The 24,169-nt window shown below is 68.6% G+C and carries 23 protein-coding genes; 10 read left to right on the top strand and 13 right to left on the bottom strand.

Features of this window, described 5'->3' with window-relative positions; all coding sequences use genetic code 11:
• Window positions 1-112: 112 nt before the first annotated feature.
• Window positions 113-1,477 (top strand): FAD-binding oxidoreductase, encoded by a 1,365-nt coding sequence (locus tag E1P53_RS09860; RefSeq protein ID WP_131734187.1) that lies wholly within the window; start codon window positions 113-115, stop codon window positions 1,475-1,477.
• Window position 1,478: 1 nt separating this feature from the next.
• Here E1P53_RS09860 and E1P53_RS09855 read toward each other — a convergent pair whose 3' ends face one another.
• Entirely contained in the window at window positions 1,479-2,630 is a 1,152-nt protein-coding gene (locus E1P53_RS09855) for a GGDEF domain-containing protein (RefSeq protein WP_131734186.1), read from the bottom strand.
• Between the two features lie 336 nt (window positions 2,631-2,966).
• Here E1P53_RS09855 and E1P53_RS09850 point away from each other — a divergent pair, with 336 nt between their 5' ends.
• Window positions 2,967-3,878, top strand: a complete 912-nt coding sequence (locus E1P53_RS09850) for a LysR family transcriptional regulator (RefSeq protein WP_006901499.1) — start codon at window positions 2,967-2,969, stop codon at window positions 3,876-3,878.
• A gap of 111 nt (window positions 3,879-3,989) precedes the next feature.
• Here E1P53_RS09850 and E1P53_RS09845 read toward each other — a convergent pair whose 3' ends face one another.
• From E1P53_RS09845 to E1P53_RS09835, 3 genes are all read right to left on the bottom strand, one after another.
• Window positions 3,990-5,672, bottom strand: a complete 1,683-nt coding sequence (locus tag E1P53_RS09845) for an acyl-CoA dehydrogenase family protein (protein ID WP_040527227.1) — start codon at window positions 5,670-5,672, stop codon at window positions 3,990-3,992.
• A complete protein-coding gene (locus E1P53_RS09840) occupies window positions 5,669-6,313 on the bottom strand; it encodes a TetR/AcrR family transcriptional regulator C-terminal domain-containing protein (protein ID WP_006901497.1) in 645 nt (214 codons plus the stop codon). The genes E1P53_RS09845 and E1P53_RS09840 overlap by 4 nt, the downstream gene beginning before the upstream one ends.
• Window positions 6,314-6,460: 147 nt before the next feature.
• A complete protein-coding gene (locus E1P53_RS09835) occupies window positions 6,461-7,873 on the bottom strand; it encodes an amino acid permease (protein ID WP_131734185.1) in 1,413 nt (470 codons plus the stop codon).
• A 234-nt stretch (window positions 7,874-8,107) separates the two neighbouring features.
• On the opposite strand from E1P53_RS09835, the gene E1P53_RS09830 reads away from it, so the two are divergent.
• Window positions 8,108-8,821 (top strand): GAF and ANTAR domain-containing protein, encoded by a 714-nt coding sequence (locus E1P53_RS09830; RefSeq protein ID WP_006901495.1) that lies wholly within the window; start codon window positions 8,108-8,110, stop codon window positions 8,819-8,821.
• A gap of 76 nt (window positions 8,822-8,897) precedes the next feature.
• On the top strand, window positions 8,898-9,851 hold the full coding sequence (locus tag E1P53_RS09825; protein WP_131734184.1) for a ribokinase: 954 nt from the start codon (window positions 8,898-8,900) through the stop codon (window positions 9,849-9,851).
• Window positions 9,852-9,854: 3 nt separating this feature from the next.
• Here the strand turns inward: E1P53_RS09825 and E1P53_RS09820 are convergent, their stop codons facing one another.
• On the bottom strand, window positions 9,855-10,487 hold the full coding sequence (locus tag E1P53_RS09820; RefSeq protein ID WP_006901493.1) for a flavin reductase family protein: 633 nt from the start codon (window positions 10,485-10,487) through the stop codon (window positions 9,855-9,857).
• Between the two features lie 121 nt (window positions 10,488-10,608).
• Between E1P53_RS09820 and E1P53_RS09815 the strand changes: the two genes are divergently transcribed.
• The 3 genes from E1P53_RS09815 (at window position 10,609) to E1P53_RS09805 (ending at window position 12,689) form a co-directional block, all read left to right on the top strand.
• A complete protein-coding gene (locus tag E1P53_RS09815) occupies window positions 10,609-11,349 on the top strand; it encodes a tyrosine-protein phosphatase (RefSeq protein WP_006901492.1) in 741 nt (246 codons plus the stop codon).
• A gap of 181 nt (window positions 11,350-11,530) precedes the next feature.
• Window positions 11,531-11,839, top strand: coding sequence for a DUF2470 domain-containing protein (locus tag E1P53_RS09810; RefSeq protein WP_006901491.1), 309 nt, complete (start codon window positions 11,531-11,533; stop codon window positions 11,837-11,839).
• 37 nt (window positions 11,840-11,876) lie between these two features.
• Window positions 11,877-12,689 carry a mycofactocin-coupled SDR family oxidoreductase gene (locus tag E1P53_RS09805; protein ID WP_131734183.1) on the top strand — a complete coding sequence of 271 codons (813 nt, stop codon included), beginning with the start codon at window positions 11,877-11,879 and terminating at the stop codon, window positions 12,687-12,689.
• Between the two features lie 2 nt (window positions 12,690-12,691).
• Here E1P53_RS09805 and E1P53_RS09800 read toward each other — a convergent pair whose 3' ends face one another.
• Window positions 12,692-13,699 (bottom strand): LacI family DNA-binding transcriptional regulator, encoded by a 1,008-nt coding sequence (locus E1P53_RS09800; RefSeq protein WP_131734182.1) that lies wholly within the window; start codon window positions 13,697-13,699, stop codon window positions 12,692-12,694.
• A 137-nt stretch (window positions 13,700-13,836) separates the two neighbouring features.
• Here E1P53_RS09800 and E1P53_RS09795 point away from each other — a divergent pair, with 137 nt between their 5' ends.
• The gene (locus E1P53_RS09795) at window positions 13,837-15,024 is read left to right on the top strand and encodes an acyl-CoA dehydrogenase family protein (protein ID WP_131734181.1); all 1,188 of its coding nucleotides are present in this window, start codon (window positions 13,837-13,839) and stop codon (window positions 15,022-15,024) included.
• Between the two features lie 85 nt (window positions 15,025-15,109).
• On the opposite strand, the gene E1P53_RS09790 is transcribed toward E1P53_RS09795, so the two are convergent.
• The 4 genes from E1P53_RS09790 to E1P53_RS09775 form a co-directional block, all read right to left on the bottom strand.
• Entirely contained in the window at window positions 15,110-16,153 is a 1,044-nt protein-coding gene (locus tag E1P53_RS09790; RefSeq protein WP_131734180.1) for a hypothetical protein, read from the bottom strand.
• A gap of 55 nt (window positions 16,154-16,208) precedes the next feature.
• On the bottom strand, window positions 16,209-17,447 hold the full coding sequence (locus E1P53_RS09785; RefSeq protein ID WP_131734179.1) for an acyl-CoA dehydrogenase family protein: 1,239 nt from the start codon (window positions 17,445-17,447) through the stop codon (window positions 16,209-16,211).
• A gap of 72 nt (window positions 17,448-17,519) precedes the next feature.
• A complete protein-coding gene (locus E1P53_RS09780; RefSeq protein ID WP_131734178.1) occupies window positions 17,520-18,485 on the bottom strand; it encodes a LysR family transcriptional regulator in 966 nt (321 codons plus the stop codon).
• A gap of 94 nt (window positions 18,486-18,579) precedes the next feature.
• A complete protein-coding gene (locus E1P53_RS09775; RefSeq protein WP_131734177.1) occupies window positions 18,580-19,572 on the bottom strand; it encodes an isopenicillin N synthase family dioxygenase in 993 nt (330 codons plus the stop codon).
• 153 nt (window positions 19,573-19,725) lie between these two features.
• Between E1P53_RS09775 and E1P53_RS09770 the strand changes: the two genes are divergently transcribed.
• Window positions 19,726-20,412 carry a GAF and ANTAR domain-containing protein gene (locus E1P53_RS09770; protein WP_131734176.1) on the top strand — a complete coding sequence of 229 codons (687 nt, stop codon included), beginning with the start codon at window positions 19,726-19,728 and terminating at the stop codon, window positions 20,410-20,412.
• 22 nt (window positions 20,413-20,434) lie between these two features.
• On the opposite strand, the gene E1P53_RS09765 is transcribed toward E1P53_RS09770, so the two are convergent.
• Window positions 20,435-20,881, bottom strand: a complete 447-nt coding sequence (locus tag E1P53_RS09765; RefSeq protein ID WP_131734541.1) for an STAS domain-containing protein — start codon at window positions 20,879-20,881, stop codon at window positions 20,435-20,437.
• Between the two features lie 439 nt (window positions 20,882-21,320).
• Between E1P53_RS09765 and E1P53_RS09760 the strand changes: the two genes are divergently transcribed.
• The gene (locus E1P53_RS09760; RefSeq protein WP_131734175.1) at window positions 21,321-22,124 is read left to right on the top strand and encodes an RNA polymerase sigma factor SigF; all 804 of its coding nucleotides are present in this window, start codon (window positions 21,321-21,323) and stop codon (window positions 22,122-22,124) included.
• A 63-nt stretch (window positions 22,125-22,187) separates the two neighbouring features.
• Here E1P53_RS09760 and E1P53_RS09755 read toward each other — a convergent pair whose 3' ends face one another.
• Together E1P53_RS09755 and E1P53_RS09750 are read right to left on the bottom strand one after the other, a co-directional pair.
• A complete protein-coding gene (locus E1P53_RS09755) occupies window positions 22,188-23,366 on the bottom strand; it encodes a zinc-dependent alcohol dehydrogenase (protein WP_131734174.1) in 1,179 nt (392 codons plus the stop codon).
• Window positions 23,367-23,368: 2 nt separating this feature from the next.
• Window positions 23,369-23,842 carry a hypothetical protein gene (locus E1P53_RS09750; protein WP_131734173.1) on the bottom strand — a complete coding sequence of 158 codons (474 nt, stop codon included), beginning with the start codon at window positions 23,840-23,842 and terminating at the stop codon, window positions 23,369-23,371.
• Window positions 23,843-24,169 lie beyond the last annotated feature (327 nt).

Here is a 24,169-nt window from a genome sequence, read left to right as displayed (position 1 = left end):
CGTCGGGCCGGGCCGAGTGAAAGCAATTTCCTGCCCGAGCTCTTCGCACGTGCGGCGGGAACGTACGGCGAAGCCGAGCCGGGCAGGGTGCACGGACGAATACGCTGAACCCATGAGCGCCGATCCGAGTTCGCTGGCCGCCACCCTTCCCGACGGAATGGTGATCACCGATCCCGACATCCTCGCGGGGTACCGCCAGGACCGTGCCGCCGATCCCGACGCCGGCACGCCGCTGGCGCTGGTGCGTCCCACGTCGACGGCAGAGGTGCAGGAGACCGTCCGCTGGTGCGCGTCCAACCGGGTCCCGATCATCACCCGGGGTGCGGGGACGAGCCTGTCGGGCGGCGCGACCGCGGTCGACGGCGCGATCATGCTCTCCACCGAGAAGATGCGCGACATCGTGATCGACCGGCCCACCCGCACCGCGATCGTCCAGCCGGGAATGCTCAACGCCGAGGTCAAGGCCGCCGCGGCGGCCGCGGGCCTCTGGTACCCGCCGGACCCGTCCTCGTTCGAGATCTGCTCCATCGGCGGCAACGTGGCCACCAACGCCGGCGGGCTGTGTTGTGTGAAGTACGGCGTCACCACCGACTACGTGCTGGGGTTGGAGGTCGTGCTGGCCGACGGGCGCGCGGTCCGCATCGGCGGTCGGCAGCTCAAGGATTCCGCCGGGCTGCCGCTGACGAAGCTCTTCGTCGGCAGCGAGGGGCTCCTCGGCATCATCACCGAGGTGACGCTGCGACTCCTGCCGCCGCAGGACCGGGCGTGCACGGTCGTCGGGATCTTCCCGTCGGTCCACGAGGCGAGCCGGGCGGTGCTCGCGGTCACGGCGCAGATCCGGCCGGCGATGCTCGAATTCATGGACTCGGTGTCCATCAACGCCGTCGAGGACATGCTGCGGATGGGTCTCGACCGTGAGGCCGGCGCCCTGCTGGTCGCCCAGTCGGACGCTCCCGGCGCGGCGGGGGCCGCGGAGGTGGAGCTGATCCGGCGCGCATTCGAGGACTGCGGCGCGGGCGAGGTCTTCGCCACCGACGATCCCGCCGAGGGAGAGGCCTTCACCGCGGCGCGGCGGGCCGCGATCCCGGCCGTGGAGAGACTCGGATCGTTGCTGCTCGAGGACGTCGGGGTCCCGCTTCCCTCGCTACCAGATCTGATCGGGGGCGTCGAGAAGATCGCGGCCGCCAACCGGGTGATGATCTCGGTGATCGCGCACGCCGGCGACGGCAACACCCACCCGCTGATCGTCTTCGATCCCGACGACGCCGACGAGGCGGAGCGGGCGCAGCGCGCGTTCGGCGAGGTCATGGACCTCGCGATCGAACTCGACGGAACCATCACCGGCGAACACGGCGTCGGCCGCCTCAAGAAGGGGTGGCTGCCTGATCAACTCGGCCCCGATGTCATGGAGCTGACGACGCGGATCAAGAACGCACTCGATCCGGACGGCATCCTGAACCCGGGGGTGGTTCTGTAGGTCAGGATGCGATCTCTCCGGCTCGAGTGATCGTGTAGGTGCCGCGCCGGGCCGACTTCGACTCGAAGAGCGCGGCGTCGGCCAGGGCGAAATCGCGCTGGATGCGGGCGGTCGCGGCCTCGTCGATCAGCTGCCCGCCGGGGATCGGGCCGACGGCGACGCCGAGGCTCACGGTGGTCTGGTCGCCGTCGTCGAGTTCGACCGGGCTGCCGCAGATGCGCTCGGCGACGACTCCGGCGGCCAGTTCGTCGAGGTGCACGGCGATCGCGAACTCGTCGCCGCCGAGTCGTGCGATGACGGCGGGCTCGTCCACCGCTTGCTCCAGGATTCCGGCCAGACGCTGGAGAACGAGGTCCCCGGTGGCGTGACCGTGGTCGTCGTTGATGCGCTTGAAGCGGTCGACGTCGACGATGAAGAGGGCGAAATGGCCTGCTGTGCCGTCACGCAGCAGCGTGGTCGTGGCGAGGATGAAGCCGCGCCGGTTGAGCAGGCCGGTCAACGGGTCGGTGTTGGCCATCCGCAGCTGATGCCGCAGCGTCCGTTGCATGTCGGAGGTGTATCCCTGATGCAGCGTCACGGTCGAGTTGACCGCGACCAGGATGGCGAGGGTCGTGGTGAAGGCGATGATCGGCGCGACTCCGTCGAGCCAGATGCCGACGCCCAGGACGCAGGTGACCGTGCTGGAGAAGATCATGTGCGCGTACGCGACCGAGGGCTTCACGAAATGCGCGCTATAGGAGCCCACGACCGCGAACAGGACGCAGAAGCACAGCGCGACGCGGGGGTCGGCGGTGGCGAACACGCAGATCGCAGTGCCGACGTCGGCGTAGATCACGAACCACGTGTTGAAGCCGCGGACCTGCGACCTCTTGGTCCACCAGATCTCGCCGAGGTGGATGCGGCTCACCATGACGGCGGCGGGGATGGTGCTGGCCGCCGCGGTGCCGATGATCACCGAGCGGATGACGGAGCCCTGTGCGCTCGCCGGGCTGAAGAGTCCGCAGAAGGCGATGAGGCCGAAGACGAGGACGAGCGCGGCGATGGAGTATCTGATGTGGCTCTCGCGCAGCCTGATCTGCTGCAGGACGTGATGCGTCTCGTCGTAGATGGCGGTTCCACGCGCGATCTCCCTGCGGCCGGCCGATTCTTTCACCTGCTCCACTCCGGAAATCGGTGGGTGCCGGGCCATCCGGGTCCGAGACCATGGCACCGCGCGAGTTGTGGGACAGGCCGAGTGTAGACGAGATCAACGTCAGCACATCGAAGTTGAACAATCGTTGAACGGTCTGGTCGAGGTCCAGGACGAGGTGGTGCGCAACCACCGGAGAAGGCGTCCTGTCGGGGTCCCCCCGTCCCCTCCGCGGGGGGACCCCGACAGGAACCGATCTGCAACTGGTAGCTGATGAACAGTGCCAGGCAAAAGTGAGCCTATTGTCTAAAAGATCAACCTACAATCACATCAATCCGGATAACTGACAGGAGTTGATTGATGAACGTGGGTGTCGACTCCGGGCTGCGGGACATCGACCTTCGGCGTCTGCGCATGTTTGCCGTCGTGATGGAGTCACCGAGCCTCCGAGTCGCCGCCGACGCCCTGTTCATCAGCCAGCAGGCGTTGTCCTCGGCGATCAGGGAACTGGAGCGTCAGCTGGGCGTCGAGCTGTTCTCGCGGTCGCGCCGGAGCCTGACGCCGACGCCCGCCGGCGAGGCCCTCTACCGGGGTGCGGTGCCACTGCTCGCCGGTGGCGAGCAGCTCTTGACGCACGTCAGGCGGGTCGACGCCGGCGCTCCCGCTCCGTTCGTCATCGGGCACGCACCGGACCTCGCCTCGTCGGAGGTGTTCCGCATCATCGAGCCCGTCGTGCTCGCCGACCCGTCGATCCCCATCACGGTGCGTCCGGTCTTCGCCGATGCCATGCGCGAGGAGTTGCTGTCCGGCGCGATCGACCTGGCGCTGGGCCGCGGCGTCGCAGCACCGCCGGACATGGCGACGACCATCGCCACCCAGCACGAGCTGCGACTCGCGGTTCGCGGTGACCACCCGCTGGCCGCGCACGAACGCGTGGACATGGCCGCTCTGGCCGATTACGAGATCGTCGTGTGGGGGCCGGAGCACGAGTACGAGTACACCGACATCCTCGTCGGCCTGTGCCGACGCGCCGGCTTCGAGCCGCGGATCATCCTCTCGACGCTCCTGGGCACACCGCCGCACACCGCGGTGATCGCGCACCCGCAGGCGTGCGCCTTCGTCACCAACGAACCCGGCTGGCTCTACGGCGACACCATCCGGATCGTCGAGTTCACCGACCCGCCGTTCGCGCCGGTCCGCGCGATGTGGCTGCCCAACACCGCCTCGCCGCTGCGCAGGCGGATCCTCGCTGCGGCAGAGGAGGCGCGGTGAGAGGCGGCCGGCGCGACCCGGACTGCGCGACGAACCGACGGCTGGGCGGGCAACTCGCCGGATCGAGGAGGTCGCCGGTCCGACGAGGCGACCGGCGGAACCGCCTTGCTCTCAGTGTCGTTCGAGAATCGCCCCGAGATCGGTGCCGGTCGGCAGCGCGCCGTACTCGAAGCTGCGGTCCGGGCCGAGCCGCGCGGCGATGAAGGCGTCGGCGACCGCGGCCGGGCTGTAGCGCACCAGCAGCGAGGCCTGAAGTGCCAAAGCCATTGCCTCGACGGTGAATCGGGCCTGTCGCTGCGCCCCGGCGGGGTCGAGGCGCGAGAGCTCGCCGAGCTGGTCGCGCACGCGGTCTAGGTGGGTGTCGAGGATTCGGTTGGCCCCGCGGGCCTTGCCGATCTCCGCGTCGAAGGCGGCCACCGATTCCGGTTCGCGGGTCATGGCGCGCAGGACGTCGAGGGCGATGACGTTGCCCGATCCCTCCCAGACGGCCATGACCGGCTGCTCGCGGTAGCGCATCGCGAGCGGGAAGTCCTCGGTGTAGCCGTTGCCGCCGAGGCATTCGAGGGCCTCGTAGGCGTGGTGGGGGCCGCGCTTGCAGATCCAGTACTTCGCAACGGCGGTGGCGAGACGACGGAAGGCCCGCTCCTGGTCGTCGGCGTCCTCGTCGTGGGCGCGCGCCAACCGGATCGCGGTCGTCGTCGCGGCCTCGGATTCCAGTGCGAGATCGGCCAGAACGGCGGTCATCGCCGGCTGGTCGGCCAGCGTCGCGCCGAAGGCGGCGCGGTTGCGGGCGTGCCAGAGCGCCTCGGCGACGGACTGACGCATGCCCGCGGTCGAGCCGAGGACGCAGTCGAGTCGTGTCTGCGCGACCATCTCGATGATGGTGCGCACCCCGCGTCCAGGCTCGCCGACCATGATCGCGACGGTGCCGTCGAGTTCGATCTCGCTCGACGCGTTGGACTTGTTGCCCAGCTTGTTCTTCAGGCGCTGGATGCGGAAGACGTTACGGGTGCCGTCGGGCAGCACCCGGGGGAGCAGGAAGCAGGAGAGCCCTTCGCCCCCGGCGCCCTGTGCCTGGGCGAGTACGAGGAAGGCGTCCGACATCGGTGCCGAACAGAACCACTTGTGTCCGGTCAGGAGGTACTCGGTGCCGGGGCCGCCGGTTCCGGCCGGGACGGCGACGGTGGTGTTGGCGCGCACGTCGGACCCGCCCTGCTTCTCGGTCATCGACATGCCGAAGATGGCCGATTCCTTGTCTGCGCTCAGTTCGGGGGAGTAACTGCGCGACAACGCCTTCGGAACCCACGACGCCGCGACATCGGGCTGCAGCTCCAGGGACGGGATGACCGCGTGGGTCATCGACACCGGGCATCCGTGGCCCGGCTCGATCTGGCCGAACAGCATGAACGCGGCCGCGCGCACGACGTGCGAACCCGGCTGCGGATCGGCCCAGCAGCGCGTGTGCGCTCCGTGCGCGATCGCTGCGGAGATGATCCGGTGGTAAGCGGGGTGGTACTCGACCTCGTCGATGCGGTGGCCCCAGCGGTCGAAGGTGTGCAGCACCGGGGTGATGGTGTTGGCCAGATGGGCGTCGTGCTTGAAGGATTCGCTGCCGACGAGTGCGCCGATCTCACGGAGCTCGGCATCGCCCCAGGCGCCGTCGTGACGCCGGACCGCTTCGACCAGCACCGTGTCGAGTTCGTACTCGTTGACGTCGACCCGCGGGGGAGCCTGGTTGAACACGCTGTGCGTGACGTGCGGCTCCGGGTGGATGTGTGTCGCGGACTGGGTCATCGTGCCTCCTGGGGTGCGTATTCGAGTGGCCGATCCAGAACCCGTTCCGGGATCTGCAGATTCGTGAAGATCACCGCGACCGCGTCCTCGAGCCGGTAGCCGAAGTCCGATCCGGTGGCGGCCTTCTGGACCGCGAGGCCGAAGATCGCCGACCAGAACGCCCTGGCCTCGACGTCGATGCCGGCCCGGAGCTCCCAGCCGGTACGGACGAGGGTCGCCATGAGGGCCTGCTCGCCGCGCTCGTGCAGCGTTCGCAGGGTGTCGGTGATGTGCGGGCGCAGGTCGGTCCGGCGGGAGACCAGCAGCATCGCGGTGGTGAACAGTTCGACGTCGCGACCGCACGGACCGAGCAGCGTTCCGACGAGGGTGTTGGTGTACTCGCGAACCGTGGTCGCGTCGGCGGCCGCCTCCTCGGCCCGGCGCCCCGCCCGCAGGATGCCGGCGCAGGCCACTTCGACGAAGAGCTGCTCCTTGGACCCGAAGTAGTAGGTGACCTGGTTGGGGAAGGCGTCGGCTCGCCGGCAGATCTGCGCGACCGATGCCGCCTCGCCGTGCTCGGCGAAGACCTCCGCGGCCGCGCGCAGGAGCGCCTGGCGGGTCGCCTTGCCCGCTTCCCGGCTCGCGCGTCCGGTGGTCGCCATGGAGATCCTGCTCGTCGGGGTCAGTGTTTGTATGGCAAACAATAACGAGGTATGGCGGGCGTCACAAGGTCGCGGTCACGGTGTACGAGCGCGACGACCGCCTGGGCGGCCTGGGCGTCGTCGAGGATGTGGGTGTCGGACGGGCGCTCAGGCCTCGCGATCGGACAGGTCTCGGGCGGAGCGCGTCCACGCCAGATATCCGATCCCGACGCACGCGAACCACACGGCGCCGACGACGAGGGCGACACGTCCGTCCTCGTCGAAGAACAGGAGAACGAACACCAGCGCGAGGAAGGCGAGCGCGAGCCACGTGGTCACCGGGGCGCCGGGGACCCGGTAATCCGAGGCAGGTAGTTCGCCACGGGCGACCTTGCGCCGGAACGCCATCTGGCAGAGCAGGATGGTCGCCCAGATCACGATGATCCCGACCGTGGATACCGCGGTGATGTAGGCGAACGCATGCTTCGGGTCGAGGGCGTTGACCACGACGCCGATCACCATCATCGCGGCGCTCGCGCAGATGCCGAGGGCCGGGACCCGGCGCTTGGAGAGGCGGGTCAGCTGCTTCGGCGCGTCGCCGCTGTGGGCCAGCGACCGGAGCATGCGACCGGTGGAGTAGATGCCGGAGTTGCACGACGACAGCGCGGCGGTGAGCAGGATGAAGTTGACGATGCCGGCCGCGCCCGGGATGCCGATGTAGGAGAACACCGAGACGAACGGGCTCTCGCCCGCGTGGTAGTCCTTCCAGCTGCGCACCGACAGGATCACGGCCATCGCACCGACATAGAAGATGCCGATGCGGAACGGGACCGAGTTGATCGCCTTGCGAAGGGTGACGCGGGGGTTCTCCGCCTCTCCCGCGGTGACGCCGACGAGCTCTACGCCCACGTAGGCGAACATCACGATCTGCAGGCTGAGCAGCGCGTTGCTGAACCCGGTCGCGAAGAACCCGCCGTCGTTCCACAGGTTGGCGACGGACGGGCCGGTCTCCGGGCCGAGTCCCGAGATCGGCAGCAGCACACCGATTCCGATCACGATCATGCCGAGGATCGCGGTGACCTTGATGGTCGAGAACCAGAACTCGGCGCGACCGAACAGCCCGACCGAGATGAGATTGGCCCCGAACAGCACACCGAGCGCGACCAGCGCGGTGACCCAGACGGGGATCGACGGCCACCAGTAGTTCACGTACTTGCCGGCCACCGTGATCTCGGCCATGCAGGTGGTCGTCCACACCGCCCAGTACGTCCAGCCCTGGCTGAAGCCGGCGAACCGGCCGAGGAACTCGTCCGCGTACTCGCTGATGCCGCCGGAGATCGGCCGGTAGATGAGGAGTTCGCCGAGCGCCCGCATGACGACGAAGATCGCCAGGCCCGCAAGTGCGTAGGCCAGGATGAGGGCGGGGCCGGCCTCCTCGATGGCGGCGCCGGAGCCGTAGAAGAGGCCGGTGCCGATCGCGCCGCCGATGGCGATCATCTGGACGGTGCGCGCGGTGAGCCCGCGCTGATAACCCTCGTTCGGCTCGACGCCCGAAGCGTCGCTGTCGTGCTCGATCGACACCTGGAGAACTCCTGATCGCCAGTGCTCATCTGGCCGTGAAAAGGGTAGACCCGTGCGACCCGGCGTGCGCTACGGACCGGATTGCCCGATTCTGGTGCGGTGGCGGCGACGTCGCGGCCGTGGGCGGCGCACCGGGGTGGGTGCTCGGCGCCGGACTCGCCCTCGCGGCCGCGATCGCCGGGTATTGTTCGCAACCGACAACAATCGAGCCGACCACGAGATGGGGTGTTGCCCATGTCCGGTACCGACGATGTCGCACCCTCTGTCGTGCTGGCCGAGTTGGCCCGCGACCTGCACGCCGAGAGCGAGTGCGGGGTCGAGGCGGTGGCCCCGCGGATCGCGCGGGCGGCCACCGACGTCATCGAGGCGGTCGAGTTCGTCGGCGTGACCCTCATGGAGGGGGACGAGGTCCGCTCGACGGTGCGCAGCGACGACGTCGCCGAACAGTTCGATCGTCTCCAGCAGGAGGCCGGCGAGGGCCCGGGGCTGGATGCGGTGCGTGTGGGGCGGATCGTCCACGCTCCGGATCTGACCAGCGACGGTCGCTGGCCCGAACTCGCTGCGCTCGTGGACGAGAAATCCCCGGTCCGGTCCGCGCTCTCGTTCGAGCTCTCCACGCGCAGGCAGGGATTGGGTGCGCTCACGCTGACCTCGACGAGCGTCGACGGATTCAGCGACGCCGACGTCGAGCGCGGGTATGCGCTCGCCGCCCATGCTGCGCTCGCGGTCGACGCGGCCCGTTGCCACGAGCAGTTCCGGAACGCGCTGGCCTCGCGCGACGTGATCGGGCAGGCAAAGGGCGTGATCATGGAGCGCTTCGCGGTCGACGATGGACGCGCTTTCGAACTCCTGCGAGAGTTGTCGCAGTCCACCAACATCCCCGTCGCGGAGATATCGCGGAGGCTCACCGCCGACGTGGGGCAGTCCGCCGACAGCGCCAAGAGCTAGCAGGGCGCGCGGAGTGGACTGTACGGCCACCGATTTCGGTGTCGCACGGCCCGGTGCCCCTGCAGAGGAGCAGGCAGTGAGTGAGTCGGAAGCGGCGAGGGTCCTGGTCATCGGGGCGGTGAACGTCGACCTCGTCGTCGAGTCCGACCGTCTGCCGGGTCCGGGGGAGACGGTCGTCGGATCGGACCTGGTCCGTCACGGCGGCGGCAAGGGGGCCAACGCAGCGGTCGCCGCGGCCCGTGCCGGCGCATCGGTCCGCTTCTGCGGCGCAGTCGGCGACGAGGACATGGGGGCGAGCGCGCTCGACGGTCTGGCCGGCGAAGGCGTCGACACCTCGCACGTCGCGGTGATCGACGGGGTCTCGACCGGTGCGGCGCTGATCGTCGTCGACCGGGACGGCGAGAACCAGATCGCCGTCGCCGCCGGCGCCAACCGCCGGGTCGATCCCGGGCGGTGCCGTGGCGCTGTCGAACACGCCCGATCCTGGGATGCGGGTTGCGTTCTCGTCAGCACGGAGATCCCGGCGGCCGCGGTCTCCGCTGCGCTGGGTGCGGCGCGCGATCAGGGAATCCCGACTGTGCTGAACCCGGCGCCGGTGTCGGCGGGCATCATCGACGTCCTGACGACAGCCGACGTCGTCACCCCGAACTCCGCCGAACTCGGCGGCCTGTACCGAGGTCTCTTCGCACCGGGGACGACGTCGTCGGTGCCGCAGATGGCACACGCCGTCGCCGAACACTGCGGTGTGACGGTCGTGGTCACGCTGGGAGCCGATGGGGCCCTCGTCGCCGATGGGAGGCGGACGACCCCGATCCCCGCGGTCTCGGTCGACCCGGTGGTGGACACCACCGGTGCCGGGGACACGTTCAACGGCGTCCTGGCGGCGTCACTGGCCGCCGGGGACGACATCACGACAGCCGTGCGTCGCGGCGTCGCGGCCGGATCGCTGTCGGTGACGAGGGCAGGTGCGAGGACGGGGATGCCCACGGCCGACGCCATCGCCCGGGCGATGCGCGCCGGCTCGGCGTGATGACTAGCGCGACAACGGCTTCGGTCGCTTCATGAAGCGATGGTGCTCGTCGCTGGGGAGGAAGTAGTCGCCGAGACCGCCTGCGCGGAGCAGGGGTCGGGCGGCGGCGGTCCGGTAGGTTCGGTCCTCGCCGAGCAACTCGTTCGATATGTGCACCTTGACGACCTCGCCCAACGTCATCCAGGTGTCGACGGGATCGCCCGCGGCCGAACGCAGTTGAAAGCACTCGGTCACCCGGCACTCGAAGCTGACCGGGCTCTCGGCGACCCGGGGCACGGCCACGATGTCGGAATCCCGCGCCGTCAGGCCGGACAGCTCGAACTCGTCGGCGTCGGCGGGGATCGCGGCGGAGGTGGCGTTCATCTGCTCGCCCAGTTCGTCGGTCGCCAGGTTCCAGACGAATTCTCCGGTCGCCTTCGCGTTGGCGACGGTGTCCTTCCAGCCGACGCTGGAGAAGGCGACGATCGGCGGCACGTAGTTGAAGAGGTTGAAAAAGCTGTAGGGGGCCAGATTCCGCACGCCTTCGGGCGACACCGTCGAGATCCAACCGATCGGACGCGGCGCGATGATCGCGTTCAGCGGGTCGTGTGCCAACCCATGTCCCTCGGACGGGGCGTAGGAGTGGTAGCCGGTCATCGGTGACCTCCCTGGACTGTGTGGGCGGTGGGTCGTGCCCGTCGCGTCGATCAACGTCGGTACCGCAGCACAGTACGGCAGCACGGTACGGTGTCACCGACCTGTCTGCCGCACGAGGACGATGGAGGCCGGTGTGACATTCTCCGCAGCCGGTGGGACCGACACCGATCAGGTGCCGCGTTCACCGGCGAACGTCCGTGACCTCGGCGGGTTGCCGCTCGTCTCGGGCGGGACCACCGCGCACGGCGTCCTGATCCGCTCCGACGCCCCCTATCCCGGCGACGACGCCCCACAGGGCGTCCCCTGGCCGCCGTCCACGGTCCTGGATCTCCGCGACCACACCGAGCCGGGCGCGCAGGCCGTGTCGTGGCCGCCCGAGGTGCGCCTGGTGCACAAGCAGGTGTCGTCGGGTGCCCGAGTGGACCGGATCGCCTCGATGGCGCTCACCGACATCTACACCGCGATGCTCCGGACCGGCGGCGACCGACTGACCGCCGCGCTCAACGAATTCGACCTCGCCGGAACGACCCTCGTGCACTGCGCCGCGGGCAAGGACCGGACCGGCGTGATCGTGGCGATCGCCCAGATGCTGGCGGGCGTCGCCGAGGACGCGATCATCGCCGACTACCAGCGCACCGAGGAGAACATCGGCGGTGTCTTCGCCCGCCTGCGCGACCGCAAGCGCATTCCGGCCGGCACCACGATCGACGCGCCGATCCTGCGTACCCCGCGCGAGGCCATCGACCTGGTGTTCGACGCGGTCGCGGGGTTCCGGGGCGGGCCGTGGGCATGGTTCGACGCCCATGGCGGCGACGTCGGCCATTTCGAGGCCTGGGTGGCGCGGTTCCGGGCCGGGAGATGAGGGGCCAGACCGCAGAGAACGTTCCGGGTGGCCCGTCGGGCGTCAAGGGGTGGGCGCCCGACGGGCCGTGCGGGAGGACAAGCGCCGGGGTGGCGCGCTTGTCCCGCGGGGTGCATGCCCGACACCATGCCCGGTCAAACACCGACGACGATGAAGTGCCGACGAACGAGGAGAGATCCACATGTCCGACGACCAGACGCCGCAGTTCCCCGACGATGTCGTGGCCGGGGTCCTCGACCACATGAACACCGACCATGCCGACGACTCGCTCGTCATCGCCAAGGCGCTGGGCGAGCGACCCGACGCCACCGCGGCGGTGATGACCGGTCTCGACCACGAGGCCGCCGTCTTCGACGTGACCGTGCCCGAGGGCGTCGTCGAGATGCGGTTCGCCTGGGACCGTCCGGTGAAGGACCGCAATGACATCCGCATGGCCGTGGTCGCCATGTTCCGCGAGGCGCAGGCGCGCCTGGGAATCACCTCGGAGTAGCCCCGGGCCGGGTGGGGCGGTCCGTAGAGTCGCGGACATGGGACGTCTCACAGGAAAGATCGCGTTCATCACCGGCGTCGCCCGCGGCCAGGGGCGGGCCCACGCCGTCCGCCTGGCCTCCGAGGGAGCGCACATCGTCGGGGTGGACCTGGCCGGACAGCTTCCCGGGGTGCCCTACGACTCGGCGACCGAGGACGATCTCGACGAGACGCAGCGTCTCGTCGAGGCGCAGGGCGCGAAGGCGATCCTCACCCGCTGCGACACCCGGGACCTCGACGGGTTGCGGGCCGCGGCCGGCAACGGGGTGGAGGCGTTCGGCGGTCTCGACATCGTGGTCGCCAACGCCGGGATCTGCATCCCGGAGACCTGGGACGAGGTCACGCCGACGAGTTTCCGCGACACCATGGACATCAACGTGACCGGCGTGTGGAACACCGTCACCGCCACGGCCGGTCATCTCATCGAGCGCGGTGGCGGGTCGATCATCCTCACCAGTTCACTGGCCGGAAAGAAGCTGCAGCCCTTCATGGTCCACTACACGACGAGCAAACACGCGCTCGTCGGGATGTCGCGGGCGTTCGCCGCGGAGCTCGGAAAGCACGACATCCGGGTGAACACCGTCCACCCCGGCGCGGTGATCACCCCGATGGGGTCGGGCGCGATGGTCGCCCGCATCCAGCAGACGAACGAGGCCAATCCCCGTCTCGCCGGCATGGGGATGACGTTCCTGAACCAGTTCGCCGCGGAGGCCGAGGAGGTTGCCGGAGTGGTCGCCTTCCTGGCGTCGGACGAGGCGAAGTTCATCACCGCCGAGGAGATCTCCATCGACGGTGGTGCCCAGCACTTCTAGGTTCAGGTGGTGCCGCGTGCGACGAGTTCGACGGGGAGCCGCTGCGACCCGACCTCGCGCCCCGCGATGAGGTCCAGCAGCCCTCGGACCGCGGCCTCGCCGATCTCCTTGGCGGGGGAGTGGACGGTGGACAGCGGGACCGGCAATTGTGCGGCGATCGGGATGTCGTTGTAGCCGATGAGCGCCACGTCCTCGGGCACGCGCAGGCCGAGGTCCCGGGCCACACCCAGGACGCCGACGGCGATGGTGTCGGACACGGCGAAGATCGCCCGCGGGCGGTCGGGTGAATCGAGCAGCGTACGTCCGGCTTCCGTGCCGCCGCGCACCTCGAAACTCGACGCGACGATCCGGTCGTCGGGCAGGGCGAGGCCCGCCTTCTCGGTCTCGGCGCGGAAGCCGGCGAGGCGATCGGTTGCCGTCGTCGCATGAGACGGACCCGCGATGACCGCCAGGTCGGTGTATCCGCGGTCGATGAGGTGCCGTGCGGCGAGCGCCCCGCCGCGCACGTCGTCGCCGCCGACGAACGGCAGACCGGCATCGGCGTGCCTGGTCAGTGTCAGCATCGGCACGTCGCCGACCCGCAGCGACGCGATGAAGTCCTTCCCGGGGCGGTGCAGCCCGCTGAGCAGCAGTCCGTCGACCTGGCGTCCCACCAGGAGTTCGATGGCCGCACGTTGCGCCTCGGGCTCGTCGGGCGGGCTGGACAGGAGCACCGAATAGCCGGCGCGGGTCGCCTCCTGCTCGATGCCCTGATAGGTCGTGGCGACCACGCCGTCGGTGAGGCGGGTCATCACCACTCCCAGGGTGGTGGTCTTGCGCGTCCGCAGGCTCGCGGCCCACTGGTTGCGCTGGTAACCGAGTTCCTCGGCGACCTGTCGTACCCGCAGCGCGGATTCCGACCACCCGTCGGTCGGTTCGGACTGTCGCAGCACGCGTGACGCCGTCGAGACGTGGACACCTGCGCGCCGGGCGATCTCCTTGAGAGTCGGTGTCGGTCGACCACCGCCCACGTGAGTCCTCCGTCTGTCGTCCGGCGCGCCTGTTGACCTGGGGGTCAGGGACCACCTACGTTAGTCGATGCAAACGTTCTCGCAAACGTTCTCATGATGCTCGTCACCGACCGCTCGTGAAGTCTCCGGAGGTTCCGATGTCCAGTCCCAGCACCCTGTCGCAGCTGTTCGCGCTCGACTCGCTGCTCGAACCCGAGGAGATCGCGATCCGCGACACCGTGCGCGACTTCGCGAACGCGAGACTGCGCCCGCACATCGCGGACTGGTTCGAGGACGCGAAGCTCCCGGTCCGTGAGATCGCCCGCGAGCTCGGCGGGATCGGCGCTCTCGGAATGCACCTCGAGGGCTACGGCTGCCCCGGGACCAGTGCGACCGCCTACGGCCTGGCCTGCCTGGAGCTCGAGGCCGTCGACTCCGGCATCCGCAGTCTCGTCTCGGTGCAGGGCTCGCTGGCGATGTTCTCGATCCATCACTGGGGCAGCGAGGAGCAGAAGAACGAGTGGCTGCCGCGCATGGCGGCCGGCGAGGCCATCGGCTGCTTCGGCCTGACCGAGCCCGACTTCGGTTCGAATCCGAGCGGCATGCGCACCAACGCCCGGCGCGACGGTGAGGACTGGATTCTCAACGGCACCAAGATGTGGATCACGAACGGCTCCGTCGCCGACGTCGCAGTGGTGTGGGCGAAGACCGGCCTCGAGGAGGGCGCCCGCGGCATCCGCGGGTTCGTGGTGCCCACCGACACCCCGGGCTTCTCCGCCCCGGAGATCGGCAAGAAGATGTCGCTGCGCGCCTCGGTGACCGCCGAACTGGTCCTCGACGACGTGCGCCTGCCGGCCTCGGCGATGTTGCCGAAGGCACAGGGGCTGCGCGGGCCGCTGAGCGCTCTCAACGAGGCGCGCTACGGCATCGTATTCGGTGCGATCGGCGCGGCCCGCGACTGCCTCGAGGCGGCCATCGCCTACTCGCAGTCCCGCGAGGTCTTCGACAAGCCGCTCGCCGGTTACCAGCTCACCCAGGCGAAGATCGCCGACATGGCCCTCGAGGTCGGCAAGGGACATCTGCTGGCCTACCACCTGGGCCGGCTGAAGGATCGCGGCGAGGTCCGTCCCGAGCAGATCAGCACCGGCAAGCTGAACAACACGCGTGAGGCCATCAAGATCGCCCGGGAATGCCGAACGATCTTGGGCGCCAACGGCATCACGCTCGAGTACTCGGTCATCCGGCATGCGAACAACCTCGAGTCCGTCCTCACCTACGAGGGCACGTCGGAGGTCCACCAGCTGACCATCGGGCGTGCCCTCACCGGCCAGGACGCGTTCCGCTGACAGACGAGACCCACCCTTCTCCGGTGGAATCGCCGGCCGAATCGGCGATCGAGATGCCGGAGAAGGGTGGGTGTCCGCGGGCCGGTCAGGCCGACGCGAGTTCTCGGGTCCCGGCGAGTTCGCGGTAGGCGGCGACGACGGCGTCGAGTTGGTCGTGCGAGTGCCGTCCGAGGCCGCACTCGGTGGAGATGCCGAACCCGGGCAGGAACTCCGAGGCGATGGCCGCACGGTCGCGGGCGCCCTCGGCGCCGTCTTCGGCGTGCAGCAGGCCCAGGAAGATCTCCGTGGAGGGTTCGACGGCGAGGTTCTGCAGCGGCTGCCAGTGCGCGCGCCGGTTCCAGGTCGCCACGGTCGCGGCGTGGATCGCGTCGATGCGCCGGCCCACGTGCCGGGAGAGGCCGTTGGCGACGGTGACGATCGCCGACGCGTCGCGGGGCAGGATGTGGCGCCCGCCGCGTGCTGCGGCCTCGGCGTCCGGCGGGTCGCCCATGAACGGCGACGCCCCGAATTTCGAATCCCCGTAGCAGAGATGGAAGGTCAGCTCGGCCTCGTCGGGAATCCAGGAGGCCAGGCGCGCGGTGGCCGCAAAGATCGCCTCGTTTCCGGGATAGGGGTTGGGGAACCAGCCCTCGACGGTCGCGAGTTCGGTCGGCAGGTCCCACTGCACGGCGAGATCCGAGGCGGGCACGAGCGAGAAGAGTTCCTCGACGCTCCTGCGGAGCGCCTGTTCGTAGGCCAGTGCGACCTCGACCTGTGAGTCGAACTCCACGAAGGAGTTCACCGCGTTGAACGGGGTCGGGATCGACACCAGGAAGCGGGATTCGGGAAGCAGGACGCCGGTCCGCCGGACCTCGACGAACCGCTGGTAGGACGCGGCGGCGACGGAGTGGTAGTCCACGTCGCCGAACTCGACGGCCACGCCGGGCCTGACCTGGGCCCGGTCGCCGACGACGTCGAGTGTCGGATTGTCCAGGAAGAGATCCCGTTGCGTCAGGACCCAGTTCGCGCGATCTCCGGGTTCTCCGTCCGGAACGCGGAGCACGTTCGGCTGCAGGTTCTCGCCGACGAGGGCGAAGGCCGCGTCGACGTCGGGCACGTTGATGCTGCCGGTCAGATAGAAATTCGTCATGGGTGATCCTCGGGGTGACGGTGGAGACAGAGGTGATGTCGGGCGAGCGAACGGTTCACAGGAGCACGCCGAGCCGCGGAGGCCGGGTGCCGTGCAGGGTGTGGTTGCCGATGTGGACGTACTTCCATCGGGCGGGATCGTGCAGCGAGTGCACGCGCACGTTCCGCCAGTGCCGGTCCAGTCCGTACTTGCCGTCGGTCGACGACGTGCCGGCGAGTTCCAGAACGCCCGAGGCGATCTCGATCGCGAATTCCTGGGCGAGGGCCTTCGCCGACGCGATGGTCAGTGACGCCGCGGCAGCCGAGTCCCGGGTCAGCTCGGGCTCGGCCCGCGCCGCGTCGATGAGCCGGGAACCCTTCTCCAGCAACGCCTCGAGTGCCCACAGTCGGGCGGTGAGTTCGCCGAAGCGGCGGATCACGTGGGGCTCGTCGGCCGCCCGGTCGACGTTCGCCTCGAACCACGGTCGCGACTTCGTCCGGACGAACTCGGCGCCGTCCTCCAGCGCCGCCCGCGCGATCCCCACGTCGATGGCGGTGTGCAGGGCCTGGTCGAAGGCGCCGAGCACCGACGGTGCCGCGGTGACGGGATCGGGGTCGGGCCCCTCGTCGATCACGAGGCGGTCGTCGACGATCACGTGATCGAGGATCACCGTCCCGCTCGCGGTTCCCCGCTGGCCGAAGGCCGACCAGTCCTGGAGGTCGAGGGTCACCCCCGAGTCGGTCGGACGGACGAAGACGGTCGCACCGTGGTCGGTGCCCTCGACGCGCGCGCCCACACCGATCCAGCTCGCGCCGAGTGAACCGGTCGCGTAGTACTTGGTGCCGTGCAGTTCCCAGCGGCCGTCGTCGAGACGGCGCACCGTGGTCTTGCGCTCGGCGGCGGTGCGTGTGCCGCGCTCGGCGGAGGCGTTGCCCAGCTGCGCGCCCGCCAGGATGTCGCCGTAGATCGTCGGTGCGGGCTCGGTGCGGCCGAGTCCGCGGATGCCTGCGCTGAGGACATAGTGCGACAGCAGCAGCTGGCCGACCGCGGAATCGGCCCGTGCCAGACGCCGGATCACCTCGACCGCCACCGACTGCGGCAGGTCGGGTCCGCCGTGTTCGGCGGGCACGAGGATGCCGAGGAGACCGGAGGCGGCCACGGTCTGCAATGCCTCGGTGGGGAGTTCGCCGTCGAGTTCGCGCCGCAGCGACCCTGCGGCGACGACTGCGGCGACGGAATCGGCAGCGGCGAGTGCGGCGTGCTCGTCGGACAGCACCGGTACGGCCGGGGCGTCGGTGGTGGTCGTCGGTGTCAACGTCGAAATCCTTTCGTGGACGTCACTGTTCGCGCTCACGCTAGGGTTTCGGCATCGCCTGTGGGCGGTGGTTCAAGCAACACTTACAGGTCGTGCAGGAACGGTGTAGGCCCGACGCCCGCTGGCCCGTTCGCGGTGTGTCCCGACCGCGCGGGCCACGGCCACCAGCGCGGCGACAGCCCCATTGGCCTCGGGTTCTTCGGTGGTGGCCAGCGAGATCCGGCGGGACGGCGGACGACCGGCAACCGGTCGGACCACCACGTCGTGCCGGGCACTGCGGAGGGCGAGCGAGGGAACCAGAGAGACACCGAGTTCTGCGGCGACGAGTCCCTGGACGGTCGGGTAATCCTCGGCCCGGAACGACACCGACGGGGTGAAACCGGCCCGTCGGCAGGAGTTCAGGAAGACCCGCGCATCCGGGCAGGTCCCGGTCGCCGAACTCACGACCCATTTCTCGCCGGAGAGCGCATCGAGCGGCACCGCACGGACGTTTGCCAACCGGTGGCCGGGCGGCAGGACGACATGGAAATCGTCGTCGAACAGCGGTGTGAGACAGAGGTCCCCGTAGTCTCCGCGGGACTCGCCGGGCACCTCGGTGACGACGGAGACCTCGACGTCGCCGGCGCGCAGCAGTTCGACGGCCTCGTCGGGGTCGGCGGCGGCCAGTCGGACCTCGGTGCGCGGGAAGGCTTCTCGAAATCGTGCTATCACTCGCGGGAGGATCTCCGACGCTGCGCTGGAGAAGGAGGCCACCCGTACGAGCCCGGGTTCGGGCGCCGAGGACCGGGACAGGTCGCGCTCGGCGTCCTCGACCGCAGCCAGGATCACCTCGGCGTGGCCGACGAGCCGTTGCCCCGCAGGGGTCGGATGCACCCCAGACGGGGTGCGTACGAGCAACTGGTGCCCCAGGTCGCGTTCCAGTGCGGTGATCTGTTGGGAGACCGCCGACGTCGTGTACTGCAGCGCGGCGGCGGCAGCGCTCATCGAGCCCCGACGGACCACCTCGGAGAACACCACCAGCTTGCGCACGTCGAACACGTCGAAACCATAGAGCGCGCGCGGTGCTTCGCAGACACTTCTGCTCAGGCGTACCGAAAAGCCCTGGCTCCGGCGCCGGCCGGCGAGCGGCCGGTCAGTAGGCGGAGGCGGGCTGGGTCGGGACGATCCCGTGGTGCAGGTGGGCCACGTCCGGGTGGGCGCGGGTCCGCGACTTCCACGCGTTCTCGCCGTAGGTGTTGAAGATCGGGTTGTTCGGATCGGCCTCGACGCCCCGTGACAACGCGGCCAGCTCCGGCGGCAGCTCGATGATCGGGATGACGGCATCGAGCGCGGGGTTCAAGAAGAACGGGATGGACACGCGGTCGGTGCCCGGTCGCGGCGCGCGGACACGGTGCTGGGTCGCCCGCAGGTAGCCGCCCGTGGCGACCTCCAGCAGCTCACCGATGTTGACGACGAAGGCGCCGTCCACCGGGGGGACCTCGAGCCACTCGCCGGCGGAGGTCTCGACCTCCAGTCCCTCGGAGCCGGGTTCGACCAGCAGCAGGGTGAGGACGCCGGAGTCCTTGTGCGCGCCGACCCCCTGCGTGCGATCGGGGCTCCCGGGATAGCGCACCACCTTGATCAGGGTGGCGGGCAGGTGTTCGAAGGCGGTGTCGAAGAACGATTCCGGAGCCCCGAGCGACACCGACCAGTGGCGCAGGAGCCGCAATCCGACCTGTGAGAGGGTCTCGCCCCAGGCCTCGAACGCCTCTCGGAAACCCTCGGGCCTCGACGGCCACAGGTTGGGCCCCTGGAGATGCCAGTAGCCCTCGGCATCCGGCACGACCTCGCGCTCGGGACCGATGTCGATCTGTTCGCGCCAGTCCACCCTGCCGTTGGTCAGCTCCCCGCCGAGACGTGAGTAGCCACGGAACTGAGGGCTCTGGAGCTGGCTGATCTCGTTCTTCACCTCGTCGGGCAGGGCGAAGAACTCCCGGGCCAGTCGCAGGACCTCGTCGAATGCCTCTTGGGGCACACCGTGGCCGGTCAGGTAGAAGAAGCCGTGGTCGTGCGCCGCTTCGCGGAGCGCCGCGCGGAAGGGCGCCGGATCGGTGTCGGCGTCGCGGAGATCGAGGATCGGGAGCATGCCGTCAGAGTGCCAGAATCCCGCGCTTCGACGGAAGGTCGTTCACAGACCGTGAAAGCGCCTTCACCACGCCTGCAGGCAGTACGTTGGAGTCTCGAGGGCCGAAGTGTCTGAGAGCGTCTGAGAAGGCTACGCCCTGGGAAGGAATCCGTCGTGACCCATGAATCCGACGACGTCGTACATCTGCGGATCGCGGAACTGGCGCGGGAACTGCACGCCGACACCGCCGACGACGAGCTGATCGCCAAGACCATCGTCGAGGGTGCGCTGGCCGAGATCCCGGGGGCGCAATATGCCGGACTCACGGTGGCCACGGATCGTCGCTCCATCGAGTCGCTCGGGTCCACCCACGAGTACGTGGAGATCCACGACCGGATTCAGGCCGAGACCGGCGAGGGCCCGTGCCTGTCCGCGGCGCTGCACGAGCGGATCGTGCGCGCCGACGACCTGGACGCCGACAACCGGTGGCCGAAGTACCGGCGTCGCGCGGTGGCGGAGGTCCCGATCCGGTCCGTCCTGTCGTTCCAGCTCTTCGCCAACCGCAACCGGATCGGGGCGCTCAACGTGTTCGCGGACGAACCGGGGATCTTCGACTTGCACGCCGAGGACATCGGCGTGGTGTACGCGACCCACGCGGCCCTGGCGTGGAACGCGATCCAGAAGGACCAGCAGTTCCACAGCGCACTGGCGAACCGGGACGTCATCGGTCAGGCGAAGGGAATGCTGATGGAACGGTTCGGAGTCGACGCCCTGGCGGCCTTCGACCTGCTGAAGAGACTGTCGCAGGAGTCGAATACCAAGCTCTCGGAAGTGGCGCGCCAGGTCGTCGAGAAGCGGTGACCTCCCTCTGGGGGAAGGTGAATCACTCAGGCACGGCGAACTCGACCGTGCTCGGTCCTGTGTCGCCGTCGGCGAGCACGCGGCCGGCCTCCTCGAGGGTCTTGTAGATCCGGACCTTCGCGGTCAGCCCGCTCACCTCGAGCGGTCGCGAGACGGTCCGCTCGCCGGCCAGGGCGACCGGGATCGCCGCCCTGGTCGCGTCGCCGACGAAGGCGTCGAGCAGGACGAGGCCGACGGTGCCGAAGAAGTTGACGGCAGTGAGATCCAAGACGATTCCGTCGCACCTGCTGCGGACGACGCGATCAAGGGCGATGGCGAAGTCGGCGCCGGTCTCGGCGTCGATGCTCCCGGAAAAGCCTTGTACGCAATACGATTTCGAGGAATCGAAGCGGCGGGTAGAGGTTCTCGACACGGATTCCGTTGTGGCTCCGAATGCCGACAGGAACGTCGTCGATGTACTGAGGGGCATGAGGTTGCTCATCTCGGTTGGGTGTTGTGCTCGGTAGCGCCGCGTCATGAGACGAAAACCGTTGTCTTCCGGCCGGTTAGGCCGCATCCCAAGTTCACGATCATCCTCTTGTGAGGAGATAACCCGTGATGTGTCGTGAGTGGCGGGCCCTGGTCGCCCGATTCGCTCTTTGTCCCGGCTCTGCCCTGAACCGTACGTCTCACCCTACGGACGCTTAGCAGCCCGAACAAGGCCTTTACTCTCTTGTTGCCACGACCAGGGATTCGATATCTTTCCGTGACCTACCGGGCGGTCACTTCCGACTGGACGTGACGCGCGGAACATGGTTGCCTTGTAGTTGATGTGTGTCGAGTCGCGTGCGCACATCCGCTCCATGCTGGATTTCGGGCATTCAGCCCATCGATCTCTCATGATCAGAAATGTCTGGGTGGTGACTCCTATGGCGACACAAGCCGAGCACGACGATTATCGCGACGTCCTCCCCATGCTGCGGGACATCCGCAACGAGGCCGACGCTGTTCTCCGTGCCAAGAAACGCGACGAGGTGATCGAGCGGTGTCTTCCGCTCGCGGATCACGTCGCACGCCGGTTCTCCGATCGCGGTGAGCCGGTCGACGATCTCCGCCAGGTGGCGCGGATCGGTCTGATGCACGCGGTCGATCGTTTCGACGTCGAACGCGGCAACAATTTCCTCGCCTTCGCGGTTCCGACCGTGATGGGTGAGGTCAAGCGGTATTTCCGGGACAGCACGTGGTCGATCAGGGTGCCACGTCGCGCGCAGGAAGCCTCGTTGAACATCGCGAAGGCCAGTGAGGAGCTGTTGCAGACTCTCGGCCGGTCGCCGCGCCCCAGCGAGATCGCCGAACATCTCGGATTACCCGTCGGTGAGGTCATCGAGGGGATGGTGGCTCGCTCGGCGTATACGGCGAGTTCCATCGACGCCGAGGCCGGCTCGTCCACGGACGGCTGGACCCTGGCCGACACTCTCGGCGACGACGACGATCGCCTCGGCATGGTCGAGGAGTTCGTGACTCTCCAACCCGCGCTGGCCATGCTCACCGAGCGCGAGCGCAAGATCCTCACTCTGCGGTTCTTCAAATCGATGTCGCAGAGCGAGATCGCGCGCGAGGTCGGCATCTCGCAGATGCATGTGTCGAGGCTGCTCACCCGCATCCTCGAGACTTTGCGTGAGGCGGTTGCCGACGATGAGTATTACGAGGAGCCGTTGCGGGCTCACGCCTGATCGGGTGCTGGGGGTCCACGCCTCGTGCGCGGGTCCCCAGCTTCCCAACCAGGGCCCTGAGGATCAGGGCTTCAAGATCACCTTGACCATCCCGTCTGCCTTCTTCTGGAAGGTCTCGTAGGCCTGGGGGGCCTCCTCGAGCGGGATCTCGTGTGTCGCGAATGTGTCCACTCCCAGCGGATCGTCGTCGGTCAGCAGGGGAAGGATGTCGTCGACCCAGCGCTTGACGTTCGCCTGGCCCATGTGCAGGCGGATCTGCTTGTCGAACATCGTCAGCATCGGCAGCGGATCGGCGGTCCCTCCGTAGACCCCCGACAACGAGATCGTCCCGCCACGCCGGACGACGTCGATCGCCGAGTAGAAGGCTCCCAGCCGGTCGACGCCGGCCTCCGACATCGCCTTGCGCGCAACGAAGTCCGGCAGCAAGCCGACGGCGTCCTGGACCAGCTTGTTGACCAGGGAGCCGTGCGCCTCCATGCCGACGGCGTCGATCACCGAGTCCGTGCCCAGACCGCCGGTGACGTCGCGGACCGCGTCACCGAGGTTGTCGACCGCATCGAGATCGATCATCTCGATGCCGCGTTCCTGCGCCCGCGCCAGCCGTTCCGGGACCCGGTCGACGCCGATCACGCGCGCCCCCTGATGTGACGCGATGCGTGCGGCCATGTCGCCGATCGGGCCGAGGCCCAGCACGGTGACCGTTCCGCCACGCGGGATCTCGGCGTAGGCCACGGCCTGCCAAGCGGTGGGCAAGACGTCCGACAGGTACACGTATCGTGAATCCGGTTTGTCGGCAGGGACTTTGACATGGGTGAACTGCGCCTGGGGAACCCGGAGGTACTCGGCCTGGCCGCCGGGGACCGAGCCGTACAGCTCGGAGTACCCGAACAGGGCGGCTCCCATGCCCTGGTCGCGGACCTGGGTGGTCTCGCACTGCGTCATCAGTCCCTGGTTGCAGAAAAGGCATGACCCGCACGAGATCTGGAACGGGATGACCACCCGGTCGCCCACCTTCAGGTCGCCGGCCTCCGGACCCACCTCCTCGACGATCCCCATGGGTTCGTGACCCAGGACGTCGCCGGGGCGCATGAACGGTCCGAGAACCTCGTAGAGGTGCAGGTCGGAGCCGCAGATGTTCGTCGACGTCACCTTGATGACGGCGTCGGTGGGCTCCTCGATCTTCGGGTCCGGCACGCTCTCGACCGATACGCTCCGCTTGCCCTGCCAGGTGACTGCTCTCATGATCAGGCCTTTCGGTGGTGTTCGGTTGCTCCGCGAGTTGTTTCGGCGTCCTCGCGGATGGTGTCGTCCGCGACCCGCTCACGGCATCCGACCGCGCGCTTGCCCGCGTGATCTGTGGGGAAGTCGTGGAAACGCTCCTCGTACCGTTCGGCCTCCTCGGCGGTGGTCTCCGGCTGGATCGGGTCCTGGTGGGCCCGTTCGCCGTCCAGCCCGGCACGACGCCGAAGCCGGGTGCGGGCGCCGACGAGGAGGACGACTGCGAGGATCCCGGCGAGAACAGCGCCGAGCGCGAGCCAAGGTGTGAGGTCGTTGTCGCTCGCGCCGGCGGCGATCGCGGCGCCTCCGAGCACCAACATCAGTCCCAGGCAGAAGAATCCGAGAAGTCCCACCGCCTTGGGGTCACGGGATCTACGTTCTGGCCGTCGTGAGATCGCCTCCCGCGAGGCGATCTCACGCTCCGGTGTGGGATCGGGCATGTCGGTCCTTTCGTTGAGGTCGTCGACCCGAGTCGGTCGAGAGCTGTCGGCTGATCGGACGACGCCGAGTGGTGAACCGCGGCCGCGCCGGCGGTGATCGTGAAGCCTCGGGTACCGCAGCGGCCCCATGCTGAAACGCCACGACGTGTGATCGACTCCATCTCTGAGTGTCTGCGCAGGTCAGGCTCTGATAACGTTTCCTCACGGTGTAACGGGGAACACGACGAGACGTGGATGTCCGTCGCCGCGTTTGGAATAGAGCAGCGTGGGGCACTCATGAACCGACCGGTGAAGATTCACACCACTCGACGTGAGAAGAAGACTCAT

Source organism: Gordonia paraffinivorans (assembly GCF_900683595.1).
GTDB classification, from domain to species: domain Bacteria; phylum Actinomycetota; class Actinomycetes; order Mycobacteriales; family Mycobacteriaceae; genus Gordonia; species Gordonia paraffinivorans.
This window is presented reverse-complemented; position numbering and strand designations above follow the sequence as displayed.